Consider the following 22,591-nt stretch of genomic DNA (forward strand, 5'->3'; position numbering starts at 1 on the left):
GCTTGAATATGTTGGAGTGTCAAGGCCTGACGAAATCGTATGGACGGCATGAAGTGTTAAAAGATGTCTCGTTTTCTGTTGGGGAGGTTGGATGTGTTGGCTTTTTAGGAGCCAATGGAGCGGGGAAGACAACGACGATCCGGATTTTGACGGGGCTTGCTCGTCCTACGTCTGGCGTTGTGAAGGTGGCAGGTTTTGATGTCACAAAGGACATGGATCAAATCAGTCAGGTGATTGGGTACTGTCCGCAGCATCCTGCATTTTATCAGGATATGACGGGGCAGGAATGGATGCATTGGGTTGGCGGATTATTTCATTTAGAGAAACACACCATTCGTTCCAAAACAGAGGAGCTGTTGAAGCTTTGCCGTGTGTATGAGGCGAAGGATCGCGTTATTGGCAGCTATAGTGGAGGCATGAAGCAGAGGCTTGCCATTGCACAGGCGCTGATCAATAGCCCACAGGTTCTGATCCTAGATGAACCTGTGTCGGCACTTGATCCTATGGGGAGAAAAGACATCCTGACTTTGATTGAGCGTCTAAAGCATGAGATGCTGATCTTTATGTCGACCCATATTTTAGATGACATTGAACGTGTGGCTGATCATATTATCATGATCAACAGCGGCAAAATTGAGATGTCCTCTTCAATGAAACAGATCAAAGAAGACTATATCCAGCCCGTGATTGAATTTCAATTAGAACAACAGAATACGAAACTAGTGGCTTTGTTAAAAGAACGGGATTGGGTGGAGGAATGTATTGAGACAGGAGGCACTTATCAGGTGCGAGTCAACAATCAACATACGGCATTGAAGGAGCTGCCGGGTCTCATCACTGAAACTGGCGGTGTTCTTATCCAATATCGATTATCTAAGCTGACGCTTGAAGATATTTTCATGAAGGTTGTGACGGCATGATGATGTTGAAAAAGGAATTTAGGGAGTTATTCACTAGTTATAAAATCTTATTTGTGCCGATCATTTTTACGATTTTAATGATTACACAGCCTATTACGCTCAAAATGCTGCCGGATCTTTTATCGAATTCGGCTAATTTACCTGAAGGGTCTACATTTTATATACCAGAGCCTAGTGCTGGAGAGGCTTTAGCCAGTGCTTTGAGTAAATTTGATTCGCTTGGCGTGTTTATCCTCATTATGATCGTGATGGGGACAATTGCTGGAGAGCGTGCCTCTGGGGTGACGGCGATGATTATGGTGAAACCGATCAGTCGAATGAGTTATTATGCCTCAAAAATATGTGCCTATGCCTGTTTAACTTTGTTTAGTTTGGTAGTGGCGGTGCTTGCTTCCGTTTATTATGTGGACATCCAATTTGGGCATGTAGATTGGGGCAATGTGTTAAAAGGAACGCTTTTGTATTATCCAAACCTACTGCTCATTGTGGTGTCGACCATTTGTGCATCGGCGTTCTTTAAGCGCTCAGTGACTGCGGGCGGCGTTTCCCTTTTGCTCAACCTCATCCTGTTTACCGTTCCTTCGTTTTATGAGGATATATTAGGGAAGTTTGCACCTAAAGGCGTCACAAGTGCGGCTGAGGAGATGATTCATAGAGGGACTTATTCGGATCAGGCACTTACAAGCTTTCTAGGTGTATCGGTATTGATTGGTTTCTTTTTTCTCATCGGATGGTTTCTTTTTAGAAAACAAGAATTATAGCATGGTGTACCCTTTGGATATGAAAATCCAGAGGGTTTTTTATGTATTTAGTAAGTAATAAATAAGATATAAATACATATTATCATGATTTAAATGTTGAAATAATATATACTTAGTATATAATTACTCCGTAAAGGGATGGGAGGAGTTTGTAGATGATTCAGATCAAGAATGTGAAGAAGGAATTCTTTCAAGGCCAGGAGCGGACTGAGGTGTTGAGGGGCGTTGATTTGACGGTAGAAGAAGGGGAGTTTGTAGCGGTGATGGGACCGAGTGGTTCTGGAAAAAGTACATTACTTCAGCTGTTAGGCGGGCTTGATCTGCCTACTGATGGAGAGATTTTGATAGATGAGCATCAGTTGAGTGAGATGAATGAGAAAGAGAGAACGATTTTCCGCCGAAAACAGATTGGGTTTGTGTTTCAAAATTATCAGCTGCTGCCTACATTAACTGTCGAAGAAAATGTGGCGTTTCCGCTGCATGCAGATGGACGTTTAACAAAGGAGAATCAACAGACGGTTGTAGAGCTGTTAGAGGCTGTTGGCTTGAATGGACTTGGGCGGAAACGGGCTAGTTTGCTGAGCGGCGGGCAGCAGCAGCGTGTAGCGATTGCAAGAGCTCTAGTCAATCAGCCGTCAGTGTTGTTAGCAGATGAGCCGACGGGGAACTTGGACCGGCATAGAGCGGAGGATATTTTGGCGTTAATGTGCAAGTTCAATCGAGAAAGCAAGCAGACGATTATCATGGTGACGCATGATATTTTCGCAGCAGGATTTGCGGATCGAATCATCCTTTTTAAAGACGGTGTTATTGATCAAGTGATCTCTAGAAAGGATGATGATTATGCTCAGTATGTGGCGAATTTCATGGCGTAACATGATTCAGCATAAAAAGCGGTTCGCCATTTCTGTCTTAGGCATCATGGTGGGAATTGCTTTTGTCACGTCGATGCTCATTGCCGATCGAACGACAAATGATGTGTTTCATTACTATGAGCAAATGTATGTAGCTGATGCAGATTATTGGGTGTTGAGTGATGATCATACGTATGATGAGGAACAGATCTCCTCCATTTTAAAGCATCCTGATGTGACAGGATCATTATTAGCGCTGGATAAACAGACGTTTTTTGATGTAGAAGGTGATCACTCTCTTAACCAACGGGCGGTGCGAATTACCGGAGTACAAGATCAAACGAGCTCTTTACTGAAGCTGCCTGTGATTGAAGGGCGTTTGGATAATCAGGGGTTGGTCATACCAGATGTTGTGGCGAAGCTGCTGAATAAAAAAGTGGGAGATACCATTCGTTTTTCTGATTTGGGCGAAGCGAAGGTATCTGCCATTGTGGAATATACACAGCTGCTTTCAAGTCCAAGTGACTGGGAGGGTGCAGAATCATCGAGTTTTCGTGTGATGGCGCCGCTTGATTTATTGAGAGACTGGACGGGACTCGATCATCAGCTTTCTTATATGAGATTTAAGACGAATGATGGCGGAGAGCAGCTCTTTCAATCTTTACAGAAAGAGTTCAAGGATGCCGATGTTTTTGTCCAGCCTGTGGTGGCGGATGACCGGCAAAGTAATGACATTGGCGGGTTGTACACGTTCTTTTACCTCATCGCAGGGCTGTCGATGTTTATGAGTGGTTTTATTGTGTTTAATATGATTTATACGAGTGTGATGGAACGGAAAAAGGAATTTGCGATTATGAAGAGCTTTGGTTATACGCAGGGCTCTGTTTCAAAGCTGATGTTGATTGAGGTTTTGATCTTGGCATGTATTGGAACAGCCATTGGGGTGCCGATTGGCGTTTGGCTTGGAGATGTGTTCATGCAAACACTGCTTGGTGTGTTCGCTTTTGATATGGTGTATTCGTTAAATTGGCAAGTGCCTGTTGTAATAGCAGTGATCATTGGTATTGTGTTCCCTGTGCTGTTTTCGTTATTTCCGATCTATCATGCAGGGAAAACGTCTGTGCTGCTGACTTTAAAATCCACTACCCAAACTTCTACACCGAAAAAACAATCCGTCATTAGAGCGGTGATAGGGATAGGATTGCTTTCATTTGTATGGGTGGATCATCCGGCTGCTTATCTTGGCATTTTAGCCAGCATGGTTCTGTTATTCCCATTTTTTCTGCTCTTTTTGAACCGGTTGTTGGCGCCTTTTTTGAAGTTTGTCTTTGGTTACCCGGGCCATCTATCCTCGCAGCATGTTACGCAGCAACTGAATCGAAATGCCAATACGGCGGCGATTCTAGCTGTTGGGATTGCTGTGATCTTGCTTTTAAGTGCGGTCATTGAATCGGCTCCAGATGGCTATGAAAAAGAGATCCGTCAAACGTACGGCGGTGATCTCAGGGTTACCTCTGAAGCGCCATGGACGAAAGCGGATCAAGAAAAGCTGTCATCCTATGAGTCTGTTGAGCGGGTGGAACCGATGATGGAAGCGGCTCCTTTGACATGGGAAACGGCCCATGGAGAGAAAAGACAATTTTCTATCATCGGTGTGGATGAGAAAGGACCTTCTTTTATAGAAGGTGACAATAAAGGCGATTTGTATCAACGATTATCAGAAACGCCTTCTATCGTGTTAGGAGAGCGTGCGTTTGATGAATGGGGTGGGCGTATTGGAGAGAGTGTGTATCTCAATGCACCTTCTGGCCGGCAGCAGTTACAAGTCATTGATGTGGTCAAGACTTCTCATCATTCGGGTTATGTGGCATTTGTCGATCAGACATTTTTACAAGAGGATTTAGGGTGGACGCAGCCCCTTGATATCCTGCTTACGTTAAAAGACAAAGGTGCCGGTGAGACTTTACGAGATCAGCTATGGGAAGACTTTGGGCAGCGGCTTTCAAAGGTGAAAACAGTAGAGGATGAGATTAAATCAACGACATCGGCTTTCACTGGTATGAACGAGTTAATTTCTATGATGCTCATTTTCATTATGGGGCTCGCGAGCATTGGAACAGCCAATACACTGCTGATGAATACGCTTGAACGTACATCTGAGATTGGCACCATGCGGGCGCTGGGGCTGACAAAGCAGCAGGTGAGAAAAATGATCGTCGGAGAAGGTGTGCTCATTGGGTTAACAGGTGTGATTGGCGGCATTTTATTTGGTGTGATTCTTCTATATATTTCAAGCCAATCTGATTGGCTGGGTGGATTTGTTTCATTCCAATTGCCGTTTGTGCATCTAATGCTGGCAGTGATCGCAGGAATTGCACTCAGTTTAGCGGCTTCATGGATTTCTAGTGCGACAGCGAGTAAAATAGAGATGATATCATCTCTCAAAGAAGGTTAAATCATATGTCAGTGAAATACGGAATTTTAACATCGCTCTGTCAGCAGCAACATCATGGATATGAATTAAAGCTAGAGCTGGAGTCATTGCTCGGAATAAAAGGAAAAATCAACCCGGGTCAAATCTACACGACGCTTGATCGGTTAATTCGTGATCAATTGGTGACAGCAGTGGGAATAGATGACCAAGATCGAAAGTTGTACGACGTGACGGAAGAAGGCAGACAAGAGCTGGAATCATGGCTGTTGGCACCTGTTCCATATCATGCTGCAAAGGATGATTTTCACTTTAAATGGGGCTGTGCACGGAAAATCAGATTTCATCAAGAAAAAGAAATGCTTCAGCAGCAGAAAGCCGTCATCATGAAAGATGTGATGGAACTCACGAAGCTAAAAACGGAATGTCTTGTGCAAGGTGATGAGAGTCGGTACTTATTGATTTCTGGCACGCTGCTTCATTTAGAGGCGGATTTGAATTGGATTCATCAAATTGAGCATCGGAGCGGGTCATCATTTTAGAGAGGTCTTTCTTTTGAAGAAAGGTCTTTTTTTTGGCTTCGTTCGGAGCATATGCAGATAGGATGGGAAGAAAGTTTGGTATGATAGGTGGAAATTGATTGTATTTTCAGAAAAGGGGTTTGATCAATGAAAACATCACGTAATCCTGAGACCATTCATGCGCCAGTTGCACCGTACATCCATCAAATAGAGACAACAGGGCCGCAGCGGTGGTTAACCTTATCAGGGCAAGTGGGGATGGAAGTCGATGGGACCATCCCAGCGAGCCCGATGGAACAGCTCGAGCTAGCGTTAGAGAATGTAAAACGCAATGTAGAAGCGGCAGATATGAAAGTGGAAGATATAACGAAGCTTGTGTTTTATTTGGTAGGTGAGTTTGATGCTGAGAGTAGAAAACGAATCATGGGTCAGTTTTTAGGAGATCACCTGCCTTGTATGACGATGATTTATGTGGTGGCTTTGGCTTCACCTGCTTTAAAGGTCGAGGTGGATGCTTGGGCTTGTCGGGATATGGATTGATGAAATGATTGTTTATATCAGTTGAATATGCTAAAAATGGTATAAAAGAGTGTTAATAAAGAGGTGGTTTTTTGTTTCAATCAAACCAAGAATTGAAAAAAATAGTGGTCTTTTATGCAGGTGTGGGAGCTGTTTTGCTGATTCTCATGATGTTGACATGGCTGCCGATTTCTGCAGACTGGGAGTTGCCGTTGATTTTGTTTGGATTGGGGATTTTGTTTTATGTGAAGCGTGTGCTTTGGAAGGATGAAAAAGGTAAGGGCTAAAATGTTTAGCCCTTTTTTACGTAATCAAAGTTTCAACTTAAGTCATTGCCTGAATTTGATTTAAATTATGTTGGTTTCTGAACAGTAAATAGATTTAATGAATGATCATTAGGTATGTTGATAGAAGTTTGTTCTGCTATTCCTTTTGAATACCAATCACAATAATTTTCGGCTATTTCTTTTGGTAAATCATGCATGATAGTTGTTTTTGTTGGTTTTGCTCTGTTAACTATTTTAATTGAAGCCAACCCTAATTTCCTTTGGATAAGTGTTTCTGAGATTATTAATCTTTCTATATTATATTTGTGTGTTATGAGAAGTCTATCTGTTAGGCCGCCTTTTTTTATTTGCAAATAATGATCATTACAACTGTAGGAGCTGTACAAACTGCTAAACAATTGAATGAGTAAAAATACAACACTTATGAATATTGAAATATACCATAAGTCATTTCTGAAAAATAAAAGAAGAGCTGGCGTTAAACACCAAAATATGACTGATCTAAATAATTTAGGTATGATAGAATACCATGGTATTCTCTTCATATTGGTCTCTAGTCTAATGCTAGGAAAGATATCTGAAATTAATTTATTTGCCAAATTTTTATTTATAAAAGGAAATAATATATTTGGTGATTTTACATTTTCGTCATTAACTTCAGTCGAACTGATGATTTTTACTTTCACAATAGAAAGTAATTTTTGTATAAAACTGCTAGTGAAGTATAACGCTTCAATCTTTTCTTTTGGGATAGAGAAGTCAGTAATATTCAATTTACCTTTTTCGATGTACAGTCTAGTTTTGTCCGAAGATAATTTAAATCCTCCATATTGCAAGTATGTCTTTAAAATTCCATATAGAATAGACAATATAATAAGTAAAAAAACACTCAGAATAATTGTTATTGGAGAGGATTTTACAAATGAAATCAAACTATCTATATACTTTTCTAAAGACAAAAATTGATTGATTTCTGAGTAAGCAGAATAGAGAAGAAGTAGAAAGAAAAGTAATCTTAAAGATGTAAGGGAAGCAATAGATATCTCCTTCATTTGGATTTCATAATGAAGTTTCTGAGCACTTTGTTGTATAGGTCTTTCAAATTCACTTTCTACATTAGCATTGATACTGCCTTTTTCTGTAAGGTGCTTTTTTATGCTCAAAGCTTCTGAAGTTGTAATCATATGTAATTTTACTACGTGGTCATTATTGCTTGATCCTACATCAATTAACAAAGAGGTAAGGTCAAAAAAACGATGAAAAAAAGTAGATGTTTGATTCACGCCTTGAATACTGTTAATTGGAAAATGTCTTTTTACAGTAATGAACCTACCCTTTTCTAAATATAACTCCTCTTCGCTTAGGTCATAACCAAAATGTTTCCACTCTAATAATATAGTAATGACCTTGTAAATTATAAAAATAACAATAATTAAAAAACCTAATTTAGAGAATATTGATATGGATGAAAAACCAAATAATACTGATAAAAAAATACAGAAGAAGATGAAACCTTTAATCGATTTTAATAATTCAAATAGCATCCATAATGGATGTAATCTTTTTAGGCGACTATTAGTTTCCATTTATAGAGAGCTTTCCTTTCTAATCTCATTCTTTTTGGTTTGATTATCAGTAATATGCGCTATATAATCACGAATATCTGAAGCTTCTTTTTCTGGAATGCAAGGTATTTCATGTACATAGCCAATCGTACCAATCTTAATAGAAGATAGTTTATATTTTTTTAATAAGGGACCTTGATATGTATCTACAAAATATACTTTATTCATAGGAATTATTAGGTGTTTCCTTCTGAAAATTCCTCCATGCTTTAATTGAATCATATTTATATCTATTTCATAGCGCCAAGTTTTTTGTTTGTAAATAGGGACTAACATGAGTTCTACAATAGCTGATATAATTAAAATAGCCATAAGGCTATAAATAAGCCAAACAATCCATTCTGACCAACTATAATAGTTGTGTAGAACTAAAAGGACAACTAAAACGCTAGTTGATATAATAAAATTTATAAAGTCAACTATCCGCCAAACCTTAATCGCATCTTTAGAAATTTTTTTTGAGGGCTCCTTCAATTGATACAAATATAATCCTCCTTATCCTTTGTAGATTTAGTACCACTTGGATACTAAATCTACTTTTTATAGGATTCTTAATTATTATCTCCAATATTAAGAAATATTTCTTCTAATGATGGCTCATCGACTTCTATTCTAAATACATCAATGTTTTTAGAAATAAAAAGCTTGTTGATTAATGGTATAGATGATTCATCTTCAATGGTTATTTGAGATGATAGTTCACTGATTTCATTTTTTATAGAAAGACTCTTAAGGTCTACTTTTAATGACTCAATCTGTGCAATTGAAGCAACACTATGCTTTATATAAACCGTCATATTCTTTTTGTATGCTGTTCTTAACTCTTTCATACTTCCTTTAATTTGAATGACACCTTTGTTCATAATAGCAACTTCATCACATAATTTCTCAACTTCATCTAAATTGTGTGAGGTTAGAAATACGGTAGTACCGTTTGTGGCGATTTCTTTAATAATAGAATGGATATTTAATACTGAATTTGCATCTACCCCTGAAGTCGGTTCATCTAAAAAAATTAAATCAGGTTTATTTAATAATGCTTGGGCGATCCCTAGTTTTTTTTTCATTCCAAATGAAAAATTTTTAGTCTTTAACTTAGCTGCATCTTTTAACTCAACTTTATCTAGAAGTTCAATTAAATCTTCTTGTTTTAAATCTAATTTCAATATTTGACTAAAGTATTTTAAATGATCTAGTGCGGTCATGTTTTCATAGAATGTAGAATAATCAGGGAGAACCCCTATTTTACCCCAGATTGATTTTTGTTGATTCTTTTTATAGCCCAATACTTCATAAAGTCCTTCAGTTGGTTCAATTATACCTGTAATCATATTTATAAATGTTGATTTACCGGCACCGTTCTTCCCTAGAAAACCAAATATTGTGCCTTTATCGATTGATAAGTTCATTTTATCAACAACAATTTTATTTCCATATCTCTTTGTTAGATTGGTCGTTTTGAGTGCATACACTATAAATCCCTCTTTCTAAAAAGCATTAAACTTACAATTATAAATAAAATTGGGAAAAGGATGACTATATATGTAAAAGCAGTCTGCTCTTGAGTGAAATAATAATAGGGTGTGATATAACTAATCATTTTAATGATAATATTATTTGACCCAATGCTAATCATACCGATAACAGGTAAAATAATCGACAATGTAATACCTAGAAACATTGTAATAGATGGGTTTGAAATGATAGTGGATAGTAATAGAGTTAACCCTAAGAAGTAAGAAATAAATACAATACATTGTATTAATTCTAGAAAATAAAAAGTGTTTGAAAACGGGATAATTAATATTAAGGAAATTGTTAAACATACAATCCAAAAAAGAAGATTACCTAAAAACTTTCCTAATAATATGTTATTTCTAGATGTTTTCGTCACCAAAAATCGAACAGTACGAGAGTATACCTCTTTATTGATTACATTATGGGCTAGACTGGTGACAAATAGTGGGGCAGCAATGAAAAGTAATACCATTAATCCACCCACATATGCATTATCACCTAGACCTAAAGATTTCAATTGGTCACTAAATTGGCTAAGGATTTTTGCCGTACCGGTTGTAATTCCAATTAGGACAATAATAATTAGGATAGAGCGTATACTTTTAAACAGTGCTTTGAATTCATTCAAACCAATTGCAAACATAGTTTCACCTCTTTTAGAATGACTGATCTGTCCCGTTTCTTGCTTTTTTATCTTTCACAATTATAGTAATTCCAGCAATTAGATACGCAATGCCGCCAAGTATGCCTAAAAAGATTGTTAATAAGGAGCCTAAAATAGAGGTAGTTATTAATAGAATACCGGCAGAGCGTGCTCTGTTTTTTAATAATATTAATGAAAAAATTCCTGCTAGTATGCTCAATATCGTTATTGCGATCATATATAAAGAACCATTGGCAAGGATGTTAATTACTTGTTCCGGTGTGATATCTTGTACGTTTTCTTCATCAATAAAGTCTTGGATTAGTTTGTTAGTATCATTGTTATTTTTTGTTCCTTCATAAAACATAAAGCTTCCAATAAGTAAGGCTGTGAATAAAATAACACCTATAATAGTAAAAGTCTTTTCTAAAGTACGTTTCATGCTTAACCTCCACAAAATACAATTTATTGGTTAAATAACCTAAACTTACAATAACATATTTTGGATAGATTTTTCCATATAAATTTTAAAAAATTTTAAAAAAAATAAACATTATTCATTTTTTTATTCATTTTTGGATTACATTTATTATTTCTGTGTTATAATAATAAAAAAGCGGGGTGGCTGATATATGGAGAAAGATATTCCAACATGGATTTTATCTGTAGATTCTGAGGACAGAGAATTTATAAGAAAATTTATACTTAGTTCAGGTTCATTAAAACAAATGGCGAAAGATTATGATGTTTCTTATCCAACAGTTAGAACCCGATTAGACAGAATCATTCAATTGATTAGATTAAATGAAACTTTAGAGCAAGAAACTCTAATTAAATATGTAAAGAAACTCGCGATTGAGGAAAAAATTAGTTTAGAAGTTGCCAAAAACATTATTGAAAAATATAAAGCAGAAAGGGATGGAGATTAAATGAATGAATTAATGTATTTTATTTTAGTAGTTGTCGTTTTTGCAGTTCAGTATTTCCTTTCAACAAGAAACAACCTTTTGTGGGGAGCTTTAATCCCGATCGTCTTTATCGCTGGAATGTCATGGTTTTATTTCGAAAATAAAGTAAGTAATAATATAGGTTTTCTTATTATCACGCTAGTTGGATTAGCTCTTTTAATTGAAGAGTGGAACCGCGGTCGTAGAATGCTCCACAAAAAAAGAGTCAAAGAAATTGAAAAGATGAAAACACAAGACATCACTATAAAAAAATAATCACAAAAATTATGATTTTTAGGTTTTAAATGTTTGATTTTTGGCTATAATAAAACAATAGGGATAGAGTGTATACACTATCCCTATTGGGCTAACGAACAACTAGCCATTGATGATGCTGTCAATTTTATCACTGATCCATTGGAACGTTGCACCGTTCTTGATCCAGTTGATAACAGTTGATTTGTTAGCCCAAGCCCATTTAGCGGCTTTAGTACCAAGTTGAGCAACAAGTCTTAAGAAAGCTACCATTATTTATTTCACCTCCTGAATTCGTTTAGCCTGCTAAAGCTCGGATAATTTGGTTTGAAATCCATTTAAAAGAAAAGCCTTGTCCTATCCATTCAAGTACCTTTTTTTTGTTAGCCCAAGCCCAAATCGCCTGTTTAGCTGTAAGTTGAGCAACAAGTTGTAAGAAAGTTGCCATTCTTTTCACCTCCACCAAACTACTTGGAAAGATAATCTCAGAATTAGCCGTTGATGATGCTGTCAATTTTATCACTGATCCATTGGAACGTTGCACCGTTCTTGATCCAGTTAATAACAGTTGATTTGTTGTCCCAAGCCCATTTAGCTGCTTTAGTACCAAGCTGAGCAACAAGTTTTAAGAAAGCTACCATATTCTTTTCACCTCCAAAATTCCACTTTTAAAAAATTCAGAATTAGCCATTGATAATGCTGTCAATTTTATCGCTGATCCATTGGAACGTTGCACCGTTCTTGATCCAGTTAATAACAGTTGATTTGTTATCCCAAGCCCATTTAGCTGCTTTAGTACCAAGCTGAGCAACAAGTCTTAAGAAAGCTACCATATTCTTTTCACCTCCAAAATTCCACTTTTAAAAAATTCAGAATTAGCCATTGATAATGCTGTCAATCTTATCACTGATCCATTGGAACGTTGCACCGTTCTTGATCCAGTTGATAACAGTTGATTTGTTGTCCCAAGCCCATTTAGCTGCTTTAGTACCAAGTTGAGCAACAAGTTTTAAGAAAGCTACCATATTCTTTTCACCTCCAAAATTCCACTTTTAAAAAATTCAGAATTAGCCATTGATAATGCTGTCAATTTTATCACTGATCCATTGGAACGTTGCACCGTTCTTGATCCAGTTAATAACAGTTGATTTGTTGTCCCAAGCCCATTTAGCGGCTTTAGTACCAAGCTGAGCAACAAGTCTTAAGAAAGCTACCATTGTTTTCACCTCCTGCTAATTTATGTATTAAATATTAAAACAAAATAAGTTTAAACACAACAATATTTTCATATTTTTTCATATTTTACATTAAATTGAAACTAACGAACTATAATTTCTGGGTTTTTCAATATAATTCACCTTCATATAGTAAAAAGGACTTTGTTTTATAGAAATGCGAGTAAGAACTTTAAATTATGTATATTAATTAATCTAATGGTTGTTTAAATTTTAAGGTATATAATTATTTCTAGTCTACAGATTCGATAAACAATGAATTTAGGGTTTTATAACATTCAGGATTATATAACTTTTCTTATATAAATGAGTTATTATATATAGATGTATTTATACTTTCCGAAGGAGCGGTCGTGTTGAAGGGATCTAGGGTTGAGTTTATTGATAGTTTACGTGGTTTTAGTTTATTAGGTATTTTGATTGTGAATATGCTTAATTTTCAATATGATTATGATTTTGAGAAGATGTTTGATCCGAGCATATGGGGACAGGAGTTTGGGGTATATGTGACGGAGATCTTGTTCCAGGGGTCATTTTATCCGATTTTCTCCTTTTTGTTTGGGTATTCTTTTATCAAACTGATTGAATCCACTAAGGCCAAGGGGCTGAATACGAATGCCATCGTCGTTCGCCGCGGCTTTGGTCTTATTGTGCTTGGGATGCTGCATTACATATTCATTTGGAATGGTGATATTCTCTTATATTATGGAGCATGTACGTTTTTCTTGATGATGTTTTTGAGCAGCCGGATCAAAACAGTGTTTATATGGTCGGGTATTTTAGGTGCCGTATCTTTAGTGATTTATCCAACTCTAATGAATTTTATTTATGGAAATTCTGAATTATTAACAAATGTATATGGGACTGGTACATATGGCGATATTGTGTTGAGCCGGATTACAATTGAAGATGATATGGTCATCGTCTCCATCATTATGGCAATTGTAACACTTACTCTGACACCAATTTTAAGTCTTCTCTATGCTCCTATCATGATCGGTCCATTTGCACTGCTTGGCATGGCGATCGGGAAAAAAGGTCATCTGACAGAAGAAGATCGAGGCATGGCTTATCGTAAAGGCTGGGTTTGGATGATTATCATCGGGCTCGCTTTAAAATGTGCGACGTTCAGTGATGCTCCTTGGAGTGAAATGGTGCTGACGTTAGGAGCCTATGTCCTGACGATCGGTTATATTCAAGCTTTTATTGTCTTTTACTATTCAAAGGCTGCACAAGGGTTGAAACGTCTGCTTGCAGGACTTGGCCGATTGTCTTTATCAAACTATTTAGCACAATCTATTATTTGTACAACGATTTTCTATTCTTACGGACTTGGGTTATTCGGACAAATGGGCTCAATGTTTGGACTGCTACTTGCTGTTGGACTTTACACAGCACAGCTGTTCATCAGCTATCTCTATTTGAAAAAGTGGAGAAGAGGGCCTGTGGAATGGCTTATGGGAAAATGGGTATATTGGAGATAAATTGATTTGTTGAGGAACCGCATGGCTGAAGAGCTGTGCGGTTTTTTAGTTGGATCGCATTCAAAAAAGTTCATAAAAGGAGTTGAATATTTTTTCAGTGTGTATATAATGTATATATAGTGTATATACAATATTTCATTGCGAATACCAGTACAGAAAAAAGAGGTTTTTATATGCAAATTACGATTTCTAACCATTCTAAGGAGCCTATCTATGAGCAAATTACGACGCAAATCAAATCGTTGATCTTAACGGGTGAGCTTGCAGAAGGTGCGGGACTGCCGTCTATCCGAAAGCTGGCGAAGGATTTACAAATCAGCGTCATCACAACAAAACGTGCATATGAAGAGTTAGAGAAGGCAGGATTTATTTATTCGATTGTCGGTAAGGGATCATTTGTTGCCGAGCAAAACCTAGAGGTCATGAGAGAGAAAAAATTGAAGGTGATTGAGGAACAGCTTGGAGCGGTTGTTACAAACGGCAAGGAATTAGGCTTATCTTTTGATGAATTGCAGCAGTTATTAAAGTTCTTGTATGAGGAGTGAGATGAGTGGAGCACGTGATTGAATTCAAAGGAGTATCAAAACGGTTCAAAGACTTTTCTGTGCAGAATCTTGATTTACAGGTCAAAAAGGGCTTTGTTACTGGGTTTATTGGAGAAAATGGAGCCGGTAAGTCGACCACGATTAAAATGATCATGAATTTGTTAAAACCAGATTCTGGTGAGATTAAAATTTTTGGATTAGATTATCGTACGCATGAAAAAGAGATTAAGGAACGAATTGGCTTTGTTTACGATGCTAACGTTTTTTTCCCAGGATTGAGTTTAAAAGACATCAAACGTATTGTGGCACCTGCCTATAAACGCTGGGATGATAGGCTATTTTATCAATATATTGAACAGTTTGGCTTGCCGCTTCATAAAGCGATTAAAACATTTTCAAAAGGGATGCAGATGAAGGCATCGCTTGCGATTGCGCTGTCGCACCATGCAGAGCTGATTATCATGGATGAACCAACTGCTGGTTTAGATCCGGTCTTTAGAAGAGAGCTGCTCGGCACGTTACAAGAATTGATGATTGATGGAAATCGAACGATTTTTTTCTCAACGCATATGACGACTGATTTAGATCGCATTGCGGATTATATTGCGTTTATACAAAATGGAAGATTGGTCTTTCAACAGTCGATTCATGAGGTGGCGGAGAATTATGTGCTGGTGAAGGGGAGCCTGGATTTGCTGGATCGAGACACAGAAAAGGCGTTTATCCATATTCAGCGTACGGCAGCCGGATTTGAAGCATTAACAGATCGGATTGATGAGGTGAAACTTATTTTTGGGGATGCTGTTGTGATTGAACCGGCGTCGCTTGAGGATATCATGTTTTATTTGAAAGGCGGGGTTGCGCATGTTTCATTTAATTAAGCGTGATGTGATTTTGCAAAAGAAGCAGTTACTTATTTTTATTCCGTTTATCTTATTTTTCATTTTCATGGATGTCCATCCAGTATTAACGTTTCTAGTCGCTAGTGTCTTCATTCCATTTAACACATATGCTTATGATGAGAAGGCAGAAACGAATATTCTATTAAATTCCTTGCCCTATACACGTAAAGAAATTATCGCATCACGTTATCTTGGCGCCATTTTCTATATGAGTATTGCGATCGTGCTGACAAGTGCTGCATTATTTGTGTTTGGGAAGCTGTTTTCGCTGTCAGATATTGCGATTGGCAGCGGGTTGTTTTTATTGTTCGCAGCATGTACGTTTCCATTGTTTTATATCTTAAAGCCTGGTTATATCACAACGGCAGTGATCATTGGCTTTATCGTATTATCTGCTATGGGACCGCCTGTTGTTCTCTATTTAGCAGAGCAATTCAGTGGGATCACTGATTTTATCATGAATTTATCGATCCCTATTGTATATACGGGGTCAACTGTACTGATTATGCTCATCTACTTGCTATCTTGGGGATTTTCTACTGCGATTTACCAGAGGAAAGTGTTTTAAATCAGATGATCACATCATTTATAGAGAATCATTCATTTTGAGGTAGGCCTTTCAAAATGGATGATTCTTTTTTGCATCCGGTGAAATTGACATCCTGCAGAAAACAGGTTATTGTTATTTAACATAATGTTAATTATTTTTAACATTATGTTAAATAAAACATCCTTTAAGAAAGGAATCTGAAATGGAAATTAAAAATAGAATGAAAGTATTACGGGCAGAAAGAGACTGGACACAAAAGGATTTGGCAGAGAAGTTAGGTGTGACTCGTCAAACTGTGGCAGCGATTGAAAATGGTAAATATTCTTTGTCTTTAAAACTAGCATTTCAAATTGCGAGAACATTTGAAGTAGATTTATATGACGTTTTTCAAGAGGTCGACAAGGAGGAACAACAGCGATGATGACAACGATCATACTTTATTCTCTGATTATCCTTTCTATCTTAAGTACGGTCTTTCAATTTAAGAAAAGCCGTGAATATAAACAGGATGAACGGGGTCAATTTATTTTAGCGAAAGCTGGAAGTTTTTCAATTGTAGGTGTGGCATTAGCCTATATATTGGTGGCTGTCATTCAAGTTTTTGTTCATGAATTATCATCTCCAACGGAATGGTTTTATATAGCGATTACGTTTATGTATGTATCAAGTGTTTGCGCAAATACAATTGGCATTATCTATTGTGAAAGAAAATACTAATCTTTTATCTGCGGATGCAAGCTAGGGTACTTCATCATGAAGGGAAGAAAAAATAATGAAAAAATTACTGAAAATAATGCTGATTGCTCTATGTACCATTCTGACTGTCTTGGTTGTATTTGTAGCCAGTGTTTATGTTGTGAATCTAATTAGTAATGAAAGAGAACAGGGGAAAATAGAAGCTTATGGGCAAAAGGTCTTGGTGGATGGGAAGCAGATGAATGTGCTCATTCAAGGCGATGGGAAAGAAACGATTGTCCTTCTACCAGGGTATGGAACTGCTTCACCCGTGCTTGATTTTAAACCGTTAGTCAAGGAGTTATCGCCATATTATAGAGTCGTTGTGATTGAACCGTTTGGTTATGGTTTAAGTGACGACACAGATAAAGTAAGGACAAGTCAAAACATTGTGGATGAGATTCATGAATGTTTGCAGAAACTCAACATTAAAAAATATACGCTCATGGGTCATTCGATTTCTGGCATCTATGGATTAGAATATGTGAATCAATATGAAAAAGAAGTCCAAGCCTTTGTTGGCATTGATACGAGTGTTCCTAAACAGGAAACGGATGAATTGCCAGTCTCCAGCTTACAGTTGCTTCATCAATCCGGCTTTTACAGATTGATAGTGAAAATGAATCCAGAACAACTGGTGATGCCTAAAGTAGATGATCAAACGAAGGCTCAGATTAAAATGCTGACTTTCCGAAATTTTTTGGATGAAAGCCAAGCTAGTGAGGCAGAAAACTTTAGAAACAATTTTAAAAACGCTCAACGTCTACATTTCCCTAAGAAGCTTCCTGTTGCTTTCTATCTAGCGGATCAAACGGAGAAAGAAACACCAAACTGGAAACCAATGCATGAAGAGCTGCTGAAAAATGTAGACCACGGAAAAATCGTTACTTTCAAAGGCGGCCATTATTTGCATCATACGAAATCAAAAGAAATCGCAGATGATGTGAGGGAGTTTCTATCGAACAACGAGCGCTCACGTTAGCGTTTTTCCTCCTCAGCTGGACAGATGAAACATCGCAATTTTGATCAAAACGAGTGAACTGATTTGTTTTATGATCAAGAAGAGGTGAGGGAGATGATGTATAGTCGGGTGACGCAAGAGGTGATTTCTTATTTGGAGTCGCATTTGATGGATGAACTGTCGCTGAGACAGGTGCCTGAGAAAGTAGGATATTCACATTTTCATTTGCTGCGTGTGTTTAAACGAGAAACCGGGCTGTCGATGGGGGAATATGTGCGGAAACGAAGATTAGCTACGGCTGCACAGCTTCTTTTGTATACGGATCAGGGGATTTTAGACATCGCTTTTTCGTTACAATTCCAATCGCAGGAAGCCTTTACGCGTGCTTTTAAGCATCTGTATTCCTTACCTCCCGGAATGTACAGGTCCATGATGAGAGACATGCAAATGAAAAAGGAGGAAGATTCGATGACATTACATGAAGCAGTACCTGGCTGGGGTTTGAGTGGTTCACATCCGCATATGTATGAGATGGGTGTTGATACAGCAGAATTTCATACGGGAAAGCAATCAGGTGTTTTATCATCTAAAGAAGGCGTACAAGAAGGACAGTTTGCGACGATGATGCAGGGGTTTCAAGCAAAAGAGTATGCAGGTAAGCGGTTGAAGCTCTCTGCTTTCTTGAAAACAGAGAATGTATCTTCAGCAGGAATTTGGATGCGGGTAGATGACGGAAAGGGTGATACGGTGCAGTTTGATAATATGCAGAATCGACCTGTGACAGATTCTACGGAATGGAATCAATATGCCATCGTATTAGATGTTCCTACGCGCAGTGAATCCATTCATTTTGGAGTGTTACTCAGCGGTCATGGAACAGTCTGGGCTGACGGTTTTCGATTTGAGGAAGTGGATGAGAAAACACCTACGACGAATATGGAGGAGGCCTCGGCTCTGCCAGATGTGCCGATGAATTTGCATTTTGAGCTTGAGGAGACCGTGTGAGCGGTCTTTTTTTGTTGTATACAAATCTGCATGAACCGTTTATAATGAAAAATATAAATAAACATACCGACGGTCGGTATGTAAAAGGAGGCGTTTGAACTGGCGCGAAATAAGTATCCAGAAAAGACGGTGCAGCAAATTTTGGACGTGTCGACAAGGTTGTTTCAGGAAAAGGGATTTGAAAAGACAAGTTTGCAAGATATTATCCATGAATTGAATATGTCTAAAGGGGCTATTTATCATCATTTTAAATCGAAGGATGAAATATTACGCGGCGTGATGGATCGGCAGTTTCGTTATGCAACCGAGAAGCTTGAGGAGTTAATTGAGCATACGGAGGCAGCTCATGCGAAAGAGAAGCTGCAGCTTATCCTGGAGCAGCTTGTGGCAGACCCGCAGTCTCATTCGATTGATGGGATCTTGGTTGATCAGATGAAAAATCCGCAATTTGTGATTGAAGGCATGAAGACAGGTGTCAATCAGGATGCTTTGAGAATCAAACAGTTAATCATTGAAGGGATTGAAGATGGTTCGATGGAAACTGAGTTTCCTGGTGAAGTGGCAGAAGTATTTCTGCTTCTTGTGAATATATGGTTGAATCCCACATTGTTTGTACGCAATCATGAAGAAACGGTCCAGCGTTTGTGTTTTTTAAAGCAGATGATGAAGGGGCTTGGCGTGGATATTGTGAGTGATCTATTTATTCAAAAGGTGACAGCGCACTATGCTGAAATTGGCGGGTATGATCTGCCCGAAAGATAAAGAATGCCAACTGATAGGAGGATGACGTATGATTCATTTTATGAAGGTTGAGCTAAGAAAAGGTCACATGAAGCAGTATATTCAAGCTAGTTTCATCGCGAGTATTGTGCTGCTAGTATTCATCTATTTTATTGCGTTTGCTGCAAAAATTGAACGCGAACCGGGTTTTCAGCAATATACGAATATTTATTTGTTAACGAGTACAGTATGGATGATCTTTTTTTCTATCATCACAGCTATGCTGTATTGGCGTGTAGGCAAGACTGTTTATCAGGAACGCACATCCAATTCAGTGAGATTCCTTTCTCATATGATATGGATGGTGTGCCTTTCAACGTTTGCGATGATGTGCAGTATCATTCCTTCGTTTGTTGTGTTTAGTGTGACTGAAATGTTTTTCCCTATAGTTCACGATACGTTGACGGCAGGTGCTCTATTGCAATTGATGAAAACGTACTTTGTGTTTATTGGGTGTGTCCATGCGATTGGGATGATTGCGATGAGAATAGGGTTGAGGAAGAAATCTGTTTTGATGACCGTCCTGACTGCAATTGTTTTATGTGCTGTTTTAGGAAATGTATCGCTCGCCATTTATGGCAATGATCAAATGAGCCTCATCCTGTCAGGAGTGATGATTGCAGCAGTCCTCATTGTGATCTTGGAATTGTGGAGCCGCATCGGCCGGATGCAAACGAGGTAATTCATGATGGGAAAAGGAGGGAGACATGTGAAGCATACGGTTCGAATTGAAGAAGTCATAGCGCAACTTTCTTTAAACTGGCTGGTGGGAGATGTTCGCCTTCATCACCATGATCATCCTTATGTATTGATAAAGCAGACCACCAATCATGTATTCCCCCATCGGTATTTACTGCATCATCAGGTGCGGGGAGACAGGCTGGTGATTCAAGATAAAAGAAAACGAGCGATCAGCTTGGGGCTTCATCTTCATCAAACGAATTTGGAGATTTACCTCCCTCAGGCACAGTTACAGTCCTTGTCTATTCATTGTAAAGGAGCAAATCTACTTTTGGATGGACTGAAGGTGAAGGAGGCTGACTGCCAATTGATTTCTGGAAAGTCCATGTTTACGGGAGAAATCAAGCATCTGCGCTTGCAGACAGTGGGTGGACTTATCTCTAGTCAACAGCTCAACACGCAGACATTGAGCCTGCGTACTACTTCGTCAAAAGTGGAGATGGTAGGTGCTTTTTCAGATATTGATCTGAATTTAATAGGCAGAAGGGTACAGATACATTCAAAGGCCATGCTGCATTCGCTCAAATCGACGTCAACTGGATCATCTGTCAAAGTGGCAATTCCGGAAAATGATGGATTTATTTGTTATGTGAAGAAAAGATCAGGTACTTTTCACAATGACTTTCCTTGTGTTGATGATCAGGATAGAATGGTTTATAAAAATGGAGGGAAAAGCTTTGAGGTCGATATAAGGGGAGGTTCTTTTCTATTAAGTGATGGTCATTGAAGCGATGATGATCCTCTGATTCGATATATCAATATAAAATAATTTGAATATCTTTTTATGTCAGAATATTTTGTTAATAGTGTTTTCCTCAAAAAAACAATTGTTTTTTAAGGGTAGATTTATTATGATAATATACATCGAAAGATTGAAGATTTTGAATCAGAATGAAAATTCTGATTTTTTATTTTTTATGTTGTTTGTTGATGAGGGGGAATAGAAGTGGCTCAAAAGGAATTAAAGAGAGGGTTAAGTGCTCGTCATATTCAAATGATTGCGCTTGGCGGCACAATTGGTGTTGGCTTATTTATGGGGTCAGCTAAAGCCATTCAATGGACAGGTCCATCGGTTCTTCTAGCGTACGCAGTGTGTGGTATTTTTATCTTTTTTATTATGCGTGCGATGGGAGAAATGTTGTATCTTGAACCGAGTACGGGATCGTTTGCTACATTTGGGCATCAATATATTCATCCGCTTGCGGGGTATATGACAGCTTGGAGTAACTGGTTCCAGTGGGTCATTGTTGGAATGTCTGAGATTATCGCCGTAGGTGCTTATATGAAATATTGGTTCCCGGAGTTACCGGCGTGGATTCCCGGATTAATCGCCATGATCATTTTAGGTGCGGCCAACTTGATTTCGGTGAAGTCATTCGGTGAGTTTGAATTCTGGTTTGCGATGATCAAGATTGTGACGATTATTCTAATGATCATTGCAGGTTTAGGCATTATTTTCTTTGGGTTTGGCAATGGTGGAACAGCGATTGGTTTGTCTAACCTTTGGGCGCACGGCGGATTCTTTACAGGTGGATTTAGCGGTTTCTTGTTTGCATTGTCCCTAGTGATTGCTGCCTATCAAGGGGTAGAGCTCATTGGGATTACTGCAGGTGAGGCGCAAAATCCACAAAAGACGCTGACAAATGCCATCAAAAGCATCATCTGGCGTATTTTGATTTTCTATATCGGTGCGATCTTTGTCATCGTGACGGTGTATCCGTGGGATCAGCTGAATACGCTCGGCAGTCCATTTGTGGCGACGTTTGCGAAAATTGGAATTACGGCAGCAGCAGGTATTATTAACTTTGTTGTCATTACAGCAGCGATGTCCGGCTGTAATAGTGGAATCTTCAGTGCGGGACGTATGCTTTATACATTAGGTGTGAATGGACAGGCACCTGCTTTCTTCACAAAAATTTCGAAGAATGGTGTACCGTATTTTGGGACATTTGCTGTGCTGATTGGTTTAGCGGTTGGGGTGGTCTTAAATTACGTTTCGCCGCCAAACATTTTCGTTTATGTGTATAGTGCGAGTGTCCTTCCTGGTATGGTGCCTTGGTTTGTCATTTTGATTAGTCATATTGGCTTCAGAAAAGCGAAGGGGGCAGCGCTTGATCAGCATCCATTTAAGATGCCGCTAGCACCAGTTTCTAATTATCTTACGATTGGCTTCTTATTGATGGTTCTTGTGTTTATGCTCATTAATCAGGATACGCGTATTTCTCTTATTGTGGGGATTGTTTTCTTGATTGTTGTAGCGCTTAGCTTCTTCATATTTGGGATTGGAAAGAGAAAACCGATCCAAACTGCTCCATCTAATCAAACGGTGGAATAATCAAAAGCCTTGCGGAACAACCGCAAGGCTTTTGTCG

32 protein-coding genes are annotated in these 22,591 nt (G+C 38.2%); 21 read left to right on the top strand and 11 right to left on the bottom strand.

Translation table 11 applies throughout. From position 1 onward, the window contains the following. The first annotated feature begins 2 nt into the window (after positions 1–2). The 7 genes from NSQ11_RS01120 to NSQ11_RS01150 all read left to right on the top strand — a co-directional run bounded on the left by NSQ11_RS01120 (position 3) and on the right by NSQ11_RS01150 (position 6,293). Positions 3–920 (top strand): ABC transporter ATP-binding protein, encoded by a 918-nt coding sequence (locus NSQ11_RS01120; protein ID WP_017366479.1) that lies wholly within the window; start codon positions 3–5, stop codon positions 918–920. Then, the gene (locus NSQ11_RS01125) at positions 917–1,681 is read left to right on the top strand and encodes an ABC transporter permease subunit (protein WP_129548047.1); all 765 of its coding nucleotides are present in this window, start codon (positions 917–919) and stop codon (positions 1,679–1,681) included. Before NSQ11_RS01120 ends, NSQ11_RS01125 begins: the two co-directional genes overlap by 4 nt. A gap of 155 nt (positions 1,682–1,836) precedes the next feature. Beyond that, positions 1,837–2,556 (top strand): ABC transporter ATP-binding protein, encoded by a 720-nt coding sequence (locus NSQ11_RS01130; protein ID WP_048001369.1) that lies wholly within the window; start codon positions 1,837–1,839, stop codon positions 2,554–2,556. After that, positions 2,525–4,990, top strand: a complete 2,466-nt coding sequence (locus NSQ11_RS01135; RefSeq protein ID WP_335358135.1) for an FtsX-like permease family protein — start codon at positions 2,525–2,527, stop codon at positions 4,988–4,990. The genes NSQ11_RS01130 and NSQ11_RS01135 overlap by 32 nt, the downstream gene beginning before the upstream one ends. A gap of 5 nt (positions 4,991–4,995) precedes the next feature. Then, positions 4,996–5,508, top strand: coding sequence for a PadR family transcriptional regulator (locus tag NSQ11_RS01140; protein WP_007498534.1), 513 nt, complete (start codon positions 4,996–4,998; stop codon positions 5,506–5,508). A 126-nt stretch (positions 5,509–5,634) separates the two neighbouring features. Continuing rightward, positions 5,635–6,027 (top strand): RidA family protein, encoded by a 393-nt coding sequence (locus NSQ11_RS01145; protein WP_017358886.1) that lies wholly within the window; start codon positions 5,635–5,637, stop codon positions 6,025–6,027. 71 nt (positions 6,028–6,098) lie between these two features. Further along, positions 6,099–6,293 (top strand): hypothetical protein, encoded by a 195-nt coding sequence (locus tag NSQ11_RS01150; protein WP_076822548.1) that lies wholly within the window; start codon positions 6,099–6,101, stop codon positions 6,291–6,293. A gap of 65 nt (positions 6,294–6,358) precedes the next feature. On the opposite strand, the gene NSQ11_RS01155 is transcribed toward NSQ11_RS01150, so the two are convergent. The 5 genes from NSQ11_RS01155 to NSQ11_RS01175 all read right to left on the bottom strand — a co-directional run bounded on the left by NSQ11_RS01155 (position 6,359) and on the right by NSQ11_RS01175 (position 10,521). After that, positions 6,359–7,879, bottom strand: coding sequence for a PH domain-containing protein (locus NSQ11_RS01155; RefSeq protein ID WP_342501209.1), 1,521 nt, complete (start codon positions 7,877–7,879; stop codon positions 6,359–6,361). Continuing rightward, positions 7,880–8,401: a PH domain-containing protein gene (locus NSQ11_RS01160; RefSeq protein ID WP_017358889.1), complete on the bottom strand. Its 522-nt coding sequence runs from the start codon at positions 8,399–8,401 to the stop codon at positions 7,880–7,882. Between the two features lie 68 nt (positions 8,402–8,469). Further along, a complete protein-coding gene (locus NSQ11_RS01165) occupies positions 8,470–9,390 on the bottom strand; it encodes an ABC transporter ATP-binding protein (protein ID WP_035390643.1) in 921 nt (306 codons plus the stop codon). Beyond that, positions 9,390–10,079 (bottom strand): ABC transporter permease subunit, encoded by a 690-nt coding sequence (locus NSQ11_RS01170; protein WP_017358891.1) that lies wholly within the window; start codon positions 10,077–10,079, stop codon positions 9,390–9,392. Before NSQ11_RS01170 ends, NSQ11_RS01165 begins: the two co-directional genes overlap by 1 nt. Positions 10,080–10,092: 13 nt before the next feature. Further along, on the bottom strand, positions 10,093–10,521 hold the full coding sequence (locus tag NSQ11_RS01175; protein ID WP_017358892.1) for a DUF4064 domain-containing protein: 429 nt from the start codon (positions 10,519–10,521) through the stop codon (positions 10,093–10,095). Between the two features lie 190 nt (positions 10,522–10,711). Here NSQ11_RS01175 and NSQ11_RS01180 point away from each other — a divergent pair, with 190 nt between their 5' ends. Together NSQ11_RS01180 and NSQ11_RS01185 are read left to right on the top strand one after the other, a co-directional pair. Further along, on the top strand, positions 10,712–11,008 hold the full coding sequence (locus NSQ11_RS01180; protein WP_017358893.1) for a DUF2089 family protein: 297 nt from the start codon (positions 10,712–10,714) through the stop codon (positions 11,006–11,008). Continuing rightward, positions 11,009–11,302, top strand: a complete 294-nt coding sequence (locus NSQ11_RS01185; RefSeq protein WP_017358894.1) for a hypothetical protein — start codon at positions 11,009–11,011, stop codon at positions 11,300–11,302. Positions 11,303–11,404: 102 nt separating this feature from the next. Here the strand turns inward: NSQ11_RS01185 and NSQ11_RS01190 are convergent, their stop codons facing one another. The 6 genes from NSQ11_RS01190 to NSQ11_RS01215 are packed head-to-tail and all read right to left on the bottom strand — an operon-like array spanning position 11,405 to position 12,498. Further along, positions 11,405–11,554 carry an aureocin A53 family class IId bacteriocin gene (locus NSQ11_RS01190; RefSeq protein WP_017358895.1) on the bottom strand — a complete coding sequence of 50 codons (150 nt, stop codon included), beginning with the start codon at positions 11,552–11,554 and terminating at the stop codon, positions 11,405–11,407. A gap of 25 nt (positions 11,555–11,579) precedes the next feature. After that, the gene (locus NSQ11_RS01195) at positions 11,580–11,729 is read right to left on the bottom strand and encodes an aureocin A53 family class IId bacteriocin (protein WP_017358896.1); all 150 of its coding nucleotides are present in this window, start codon (positions 11,727–11,729) and stop codon (positions 11,580–11,582) included. A 43-nt stretch (positions 11,730–11,772) separates the two neighbouring features. Beyond that, complete coding sequence (locus NSQ11_RS01200) at positions 11,773–11,922, bottom strand: aureocin A53 family class IId bacteriocin (protein ID WP_035390639.1); 150 nt, start codon at positions 11,920–11,922, stop codon at positions 11,773–11,775. Between the two features lie 42 nt (positions 11,923–11,964). Next, the gene (locus NSQ11_RS01205) at positions 11,965–12,114 is read right to left on the bottom strand and encodes an aureocin A53 family class IId bacteriocin (protein WP_035390638.1); all 150 of its coding nucleotides are present in this window, start codon (positions 12,112–12,114) and stop codon (positions 11,965–11,967) included. A 42-nt stretch (positions 12,115–12,156) separates the two neighbouring features. Beyond that, positions 12,157–12,306 (bottom strand): aureocin A53 family class IId bacteriocin, encoded by a 150-nt coding sequence (locus tag NSQ11_RS01210; protein WP_035390639.1) that lies wholly within the window; start codon positions 12,304–12,306, stop codon positions 12,157–12,159. Positions 12,307–12,348: 42 nt separating this feature from the next. After that, positions 12,349–12,498 carry an aureocin A53 family class IId bacteriocin gene (locus tag NSQ11_RS01215; protein WP_035390638.1) on the bottom strand — a complete coding sequence of 50 codons (150 nt, stop codon included), beginning with the start codon at positions 12,496–12,498 and terminating at the stop codon, positions 12,349–12,351. A gap of 374 nt (positions 12,499–12,872) precedes the next feature. Here NSQ11_RS01215 and NSQ11_RS01220 point away from each other — a divergent pair, with 374 nt between their 5' ends. The 12 genes from NSQ11_RS01220 to NSQ11_RS01275 all read left to right on the top strand — a co-directional run bounded on the left by NSQ11_RS01220 (position 12,873) and on the right by NSQ11_RS01275 (position 22,554). Continuing rightward, entirely contained in the window at positions 12,873–14,000 is a 1,128-nt protein-coding gene (locus NSQ11_RS01220) for a DUF418 domain-containing protein (protein WP_035390637.1), read from the top strand. A 173-nt stretch (positions 14,001–14,173) separates the two neighbouring features. Continuing rightward, entirely contained in the window at positions 14,174–14,545 is a 372-nt protein-coding gene (locus NSQ11_RS01225; RefSeq protein ID WP_008343911.1) for a GntR family transcriptional regulator, read from the top strand. Between the two features lie 5 nt (positions 14,546–14,550). After that, positions 14,551–15,426: an ABC transporter ATP-binding protein gene (locus tag NSQ11_RS01230; RefSeq protein WP_048001365.1), complete on the top strand. Its 876-nt coding sequence runs from the start codon at positions 14,551–14,553 to the stop codon at positions 15,424–15,426. Next, complete coding sequence (locus NSQ11_RS01235) at positions 15,410–16,015, top strand: ABC-2 transporter permease (RefSeq protein WP_035702971.1); 606 nt, start codon at positions 15,410–15,412, stop codon at positions 16,013–16,015. Before NSQ11_RS01230 ends, NSQ11_RS01235 begins: the two co-directional genes overlap by 17 nt. A gap of 184 nt (positions 16,016–16,199) precedes the next feature. Further along, the gene (locus NSQ11_RS01240; protein ID WP_048001364.1) at positions 16,200–16,418 is read left to right on the top strand and encodes a helix-turn-helix transcriptional regulator; all 219 of its coding nucleotides are present in this window, start codon (positions 16,200–16,202) and stop codon (positions 16,416–16,418) included. Next, entirely contained in the window at positions 16,415–16,714 is a 300-nt protein-coding gene (locus NSQ11_RS01245) for a hypothetical protein (protein ID WP_048001363.1), read from the top strand. Before NSQ11_RS01240 ends, NSQ11_RS01245 begins: the two co-directional genes overlap by 4 nt. A 55-nt stretch (positions 16,715–16,769) precedes the next feature. Then, the gene (locus NSQ11_RS01250) at positions 16,770–17,714 is read left to right on the top strand and encodes an alpha/beta hydrolase (RefSeq protein WP_057078677.1); all 945 of its coding nucleotides are present in this window, start codon (positions 16,770–16,772) and stop codon (positions 17,712–17,714) included. A gap of 93 nt (positions 17,715–17,807) precedes the next feature. Continuing rightward, positions 17,808–18,698 carry an AraC family transcriptional regulator gene (locus NSQ11_RS01255; RefSeq protein WP_057078675.1) on the top strand — a complete coding sequence of 297 codons (891 nt, stop codon included), beginning with the start codon at positions 17,808–17,810 and terminating at the stop codon, positions 18,696–18,698. Positions 18,699–18,827: 129 nt separating this feature from the next. Beyond that, positions 18,828–19,460: a TetR/AcrR family transcriptional regulator gene (locus NSQ11_RS01260; protein WP_335357984.1), complete on the top strand. Its 633-nt coding sequence runs from the start codon at positions 18,828–18,830 to the stop codon at positions 19,458–19,460. 28 nt (positions 19,461–19,488) lie between these two features. Further along, a complete protein-coding gene (locus NSQ11_RS01265; protein ID WP_048001360.1) occupies positions 19,489–20,160 on the top strand; it encodes a hypothetical protein in 672 nt (223 codons plus the stop codon). A gap of 27 nt (positions 20,161–20,187) precedes the next feature. Beyond that, positions 20,188–20,946 carry a DUF4097 family beta strand repeat-containing protein gene (locus NSQ11_RS01270; RefSeq protein ID WP_048001359.1) on the top strand — a complete coding sequence of 253 codons (759 nt, stop codon included), beginning with the start codon at positions 20,188–20,190 and terminating at the stop codon, positions 20,944–20,946. 219 nt (positions 20,947–21,165) lie between these two features. Further along, complete coding sequence (locus NSQ11_RS01275; RefSeq protein ID WP_048001358.1) at positions 21,166–22,554, top strand: amino acid permease; 1,389 nt, start codon at positions 21,166–21,168, stop codon at positions 22,552–22,554. Positions 22,555–22,591: the final 37 nt, after the last annotated feature.

Origin of the sequence: Bacillus sp. FSL W7-1582 (assembly GCF_038593325.1) — a bacterium.
GTDB classification, from domain to species: Bacteria; Bacillota; Bacilli; order Bacillales; family Bacillaceae; genus Bacillus; species Bacillus altitudinis.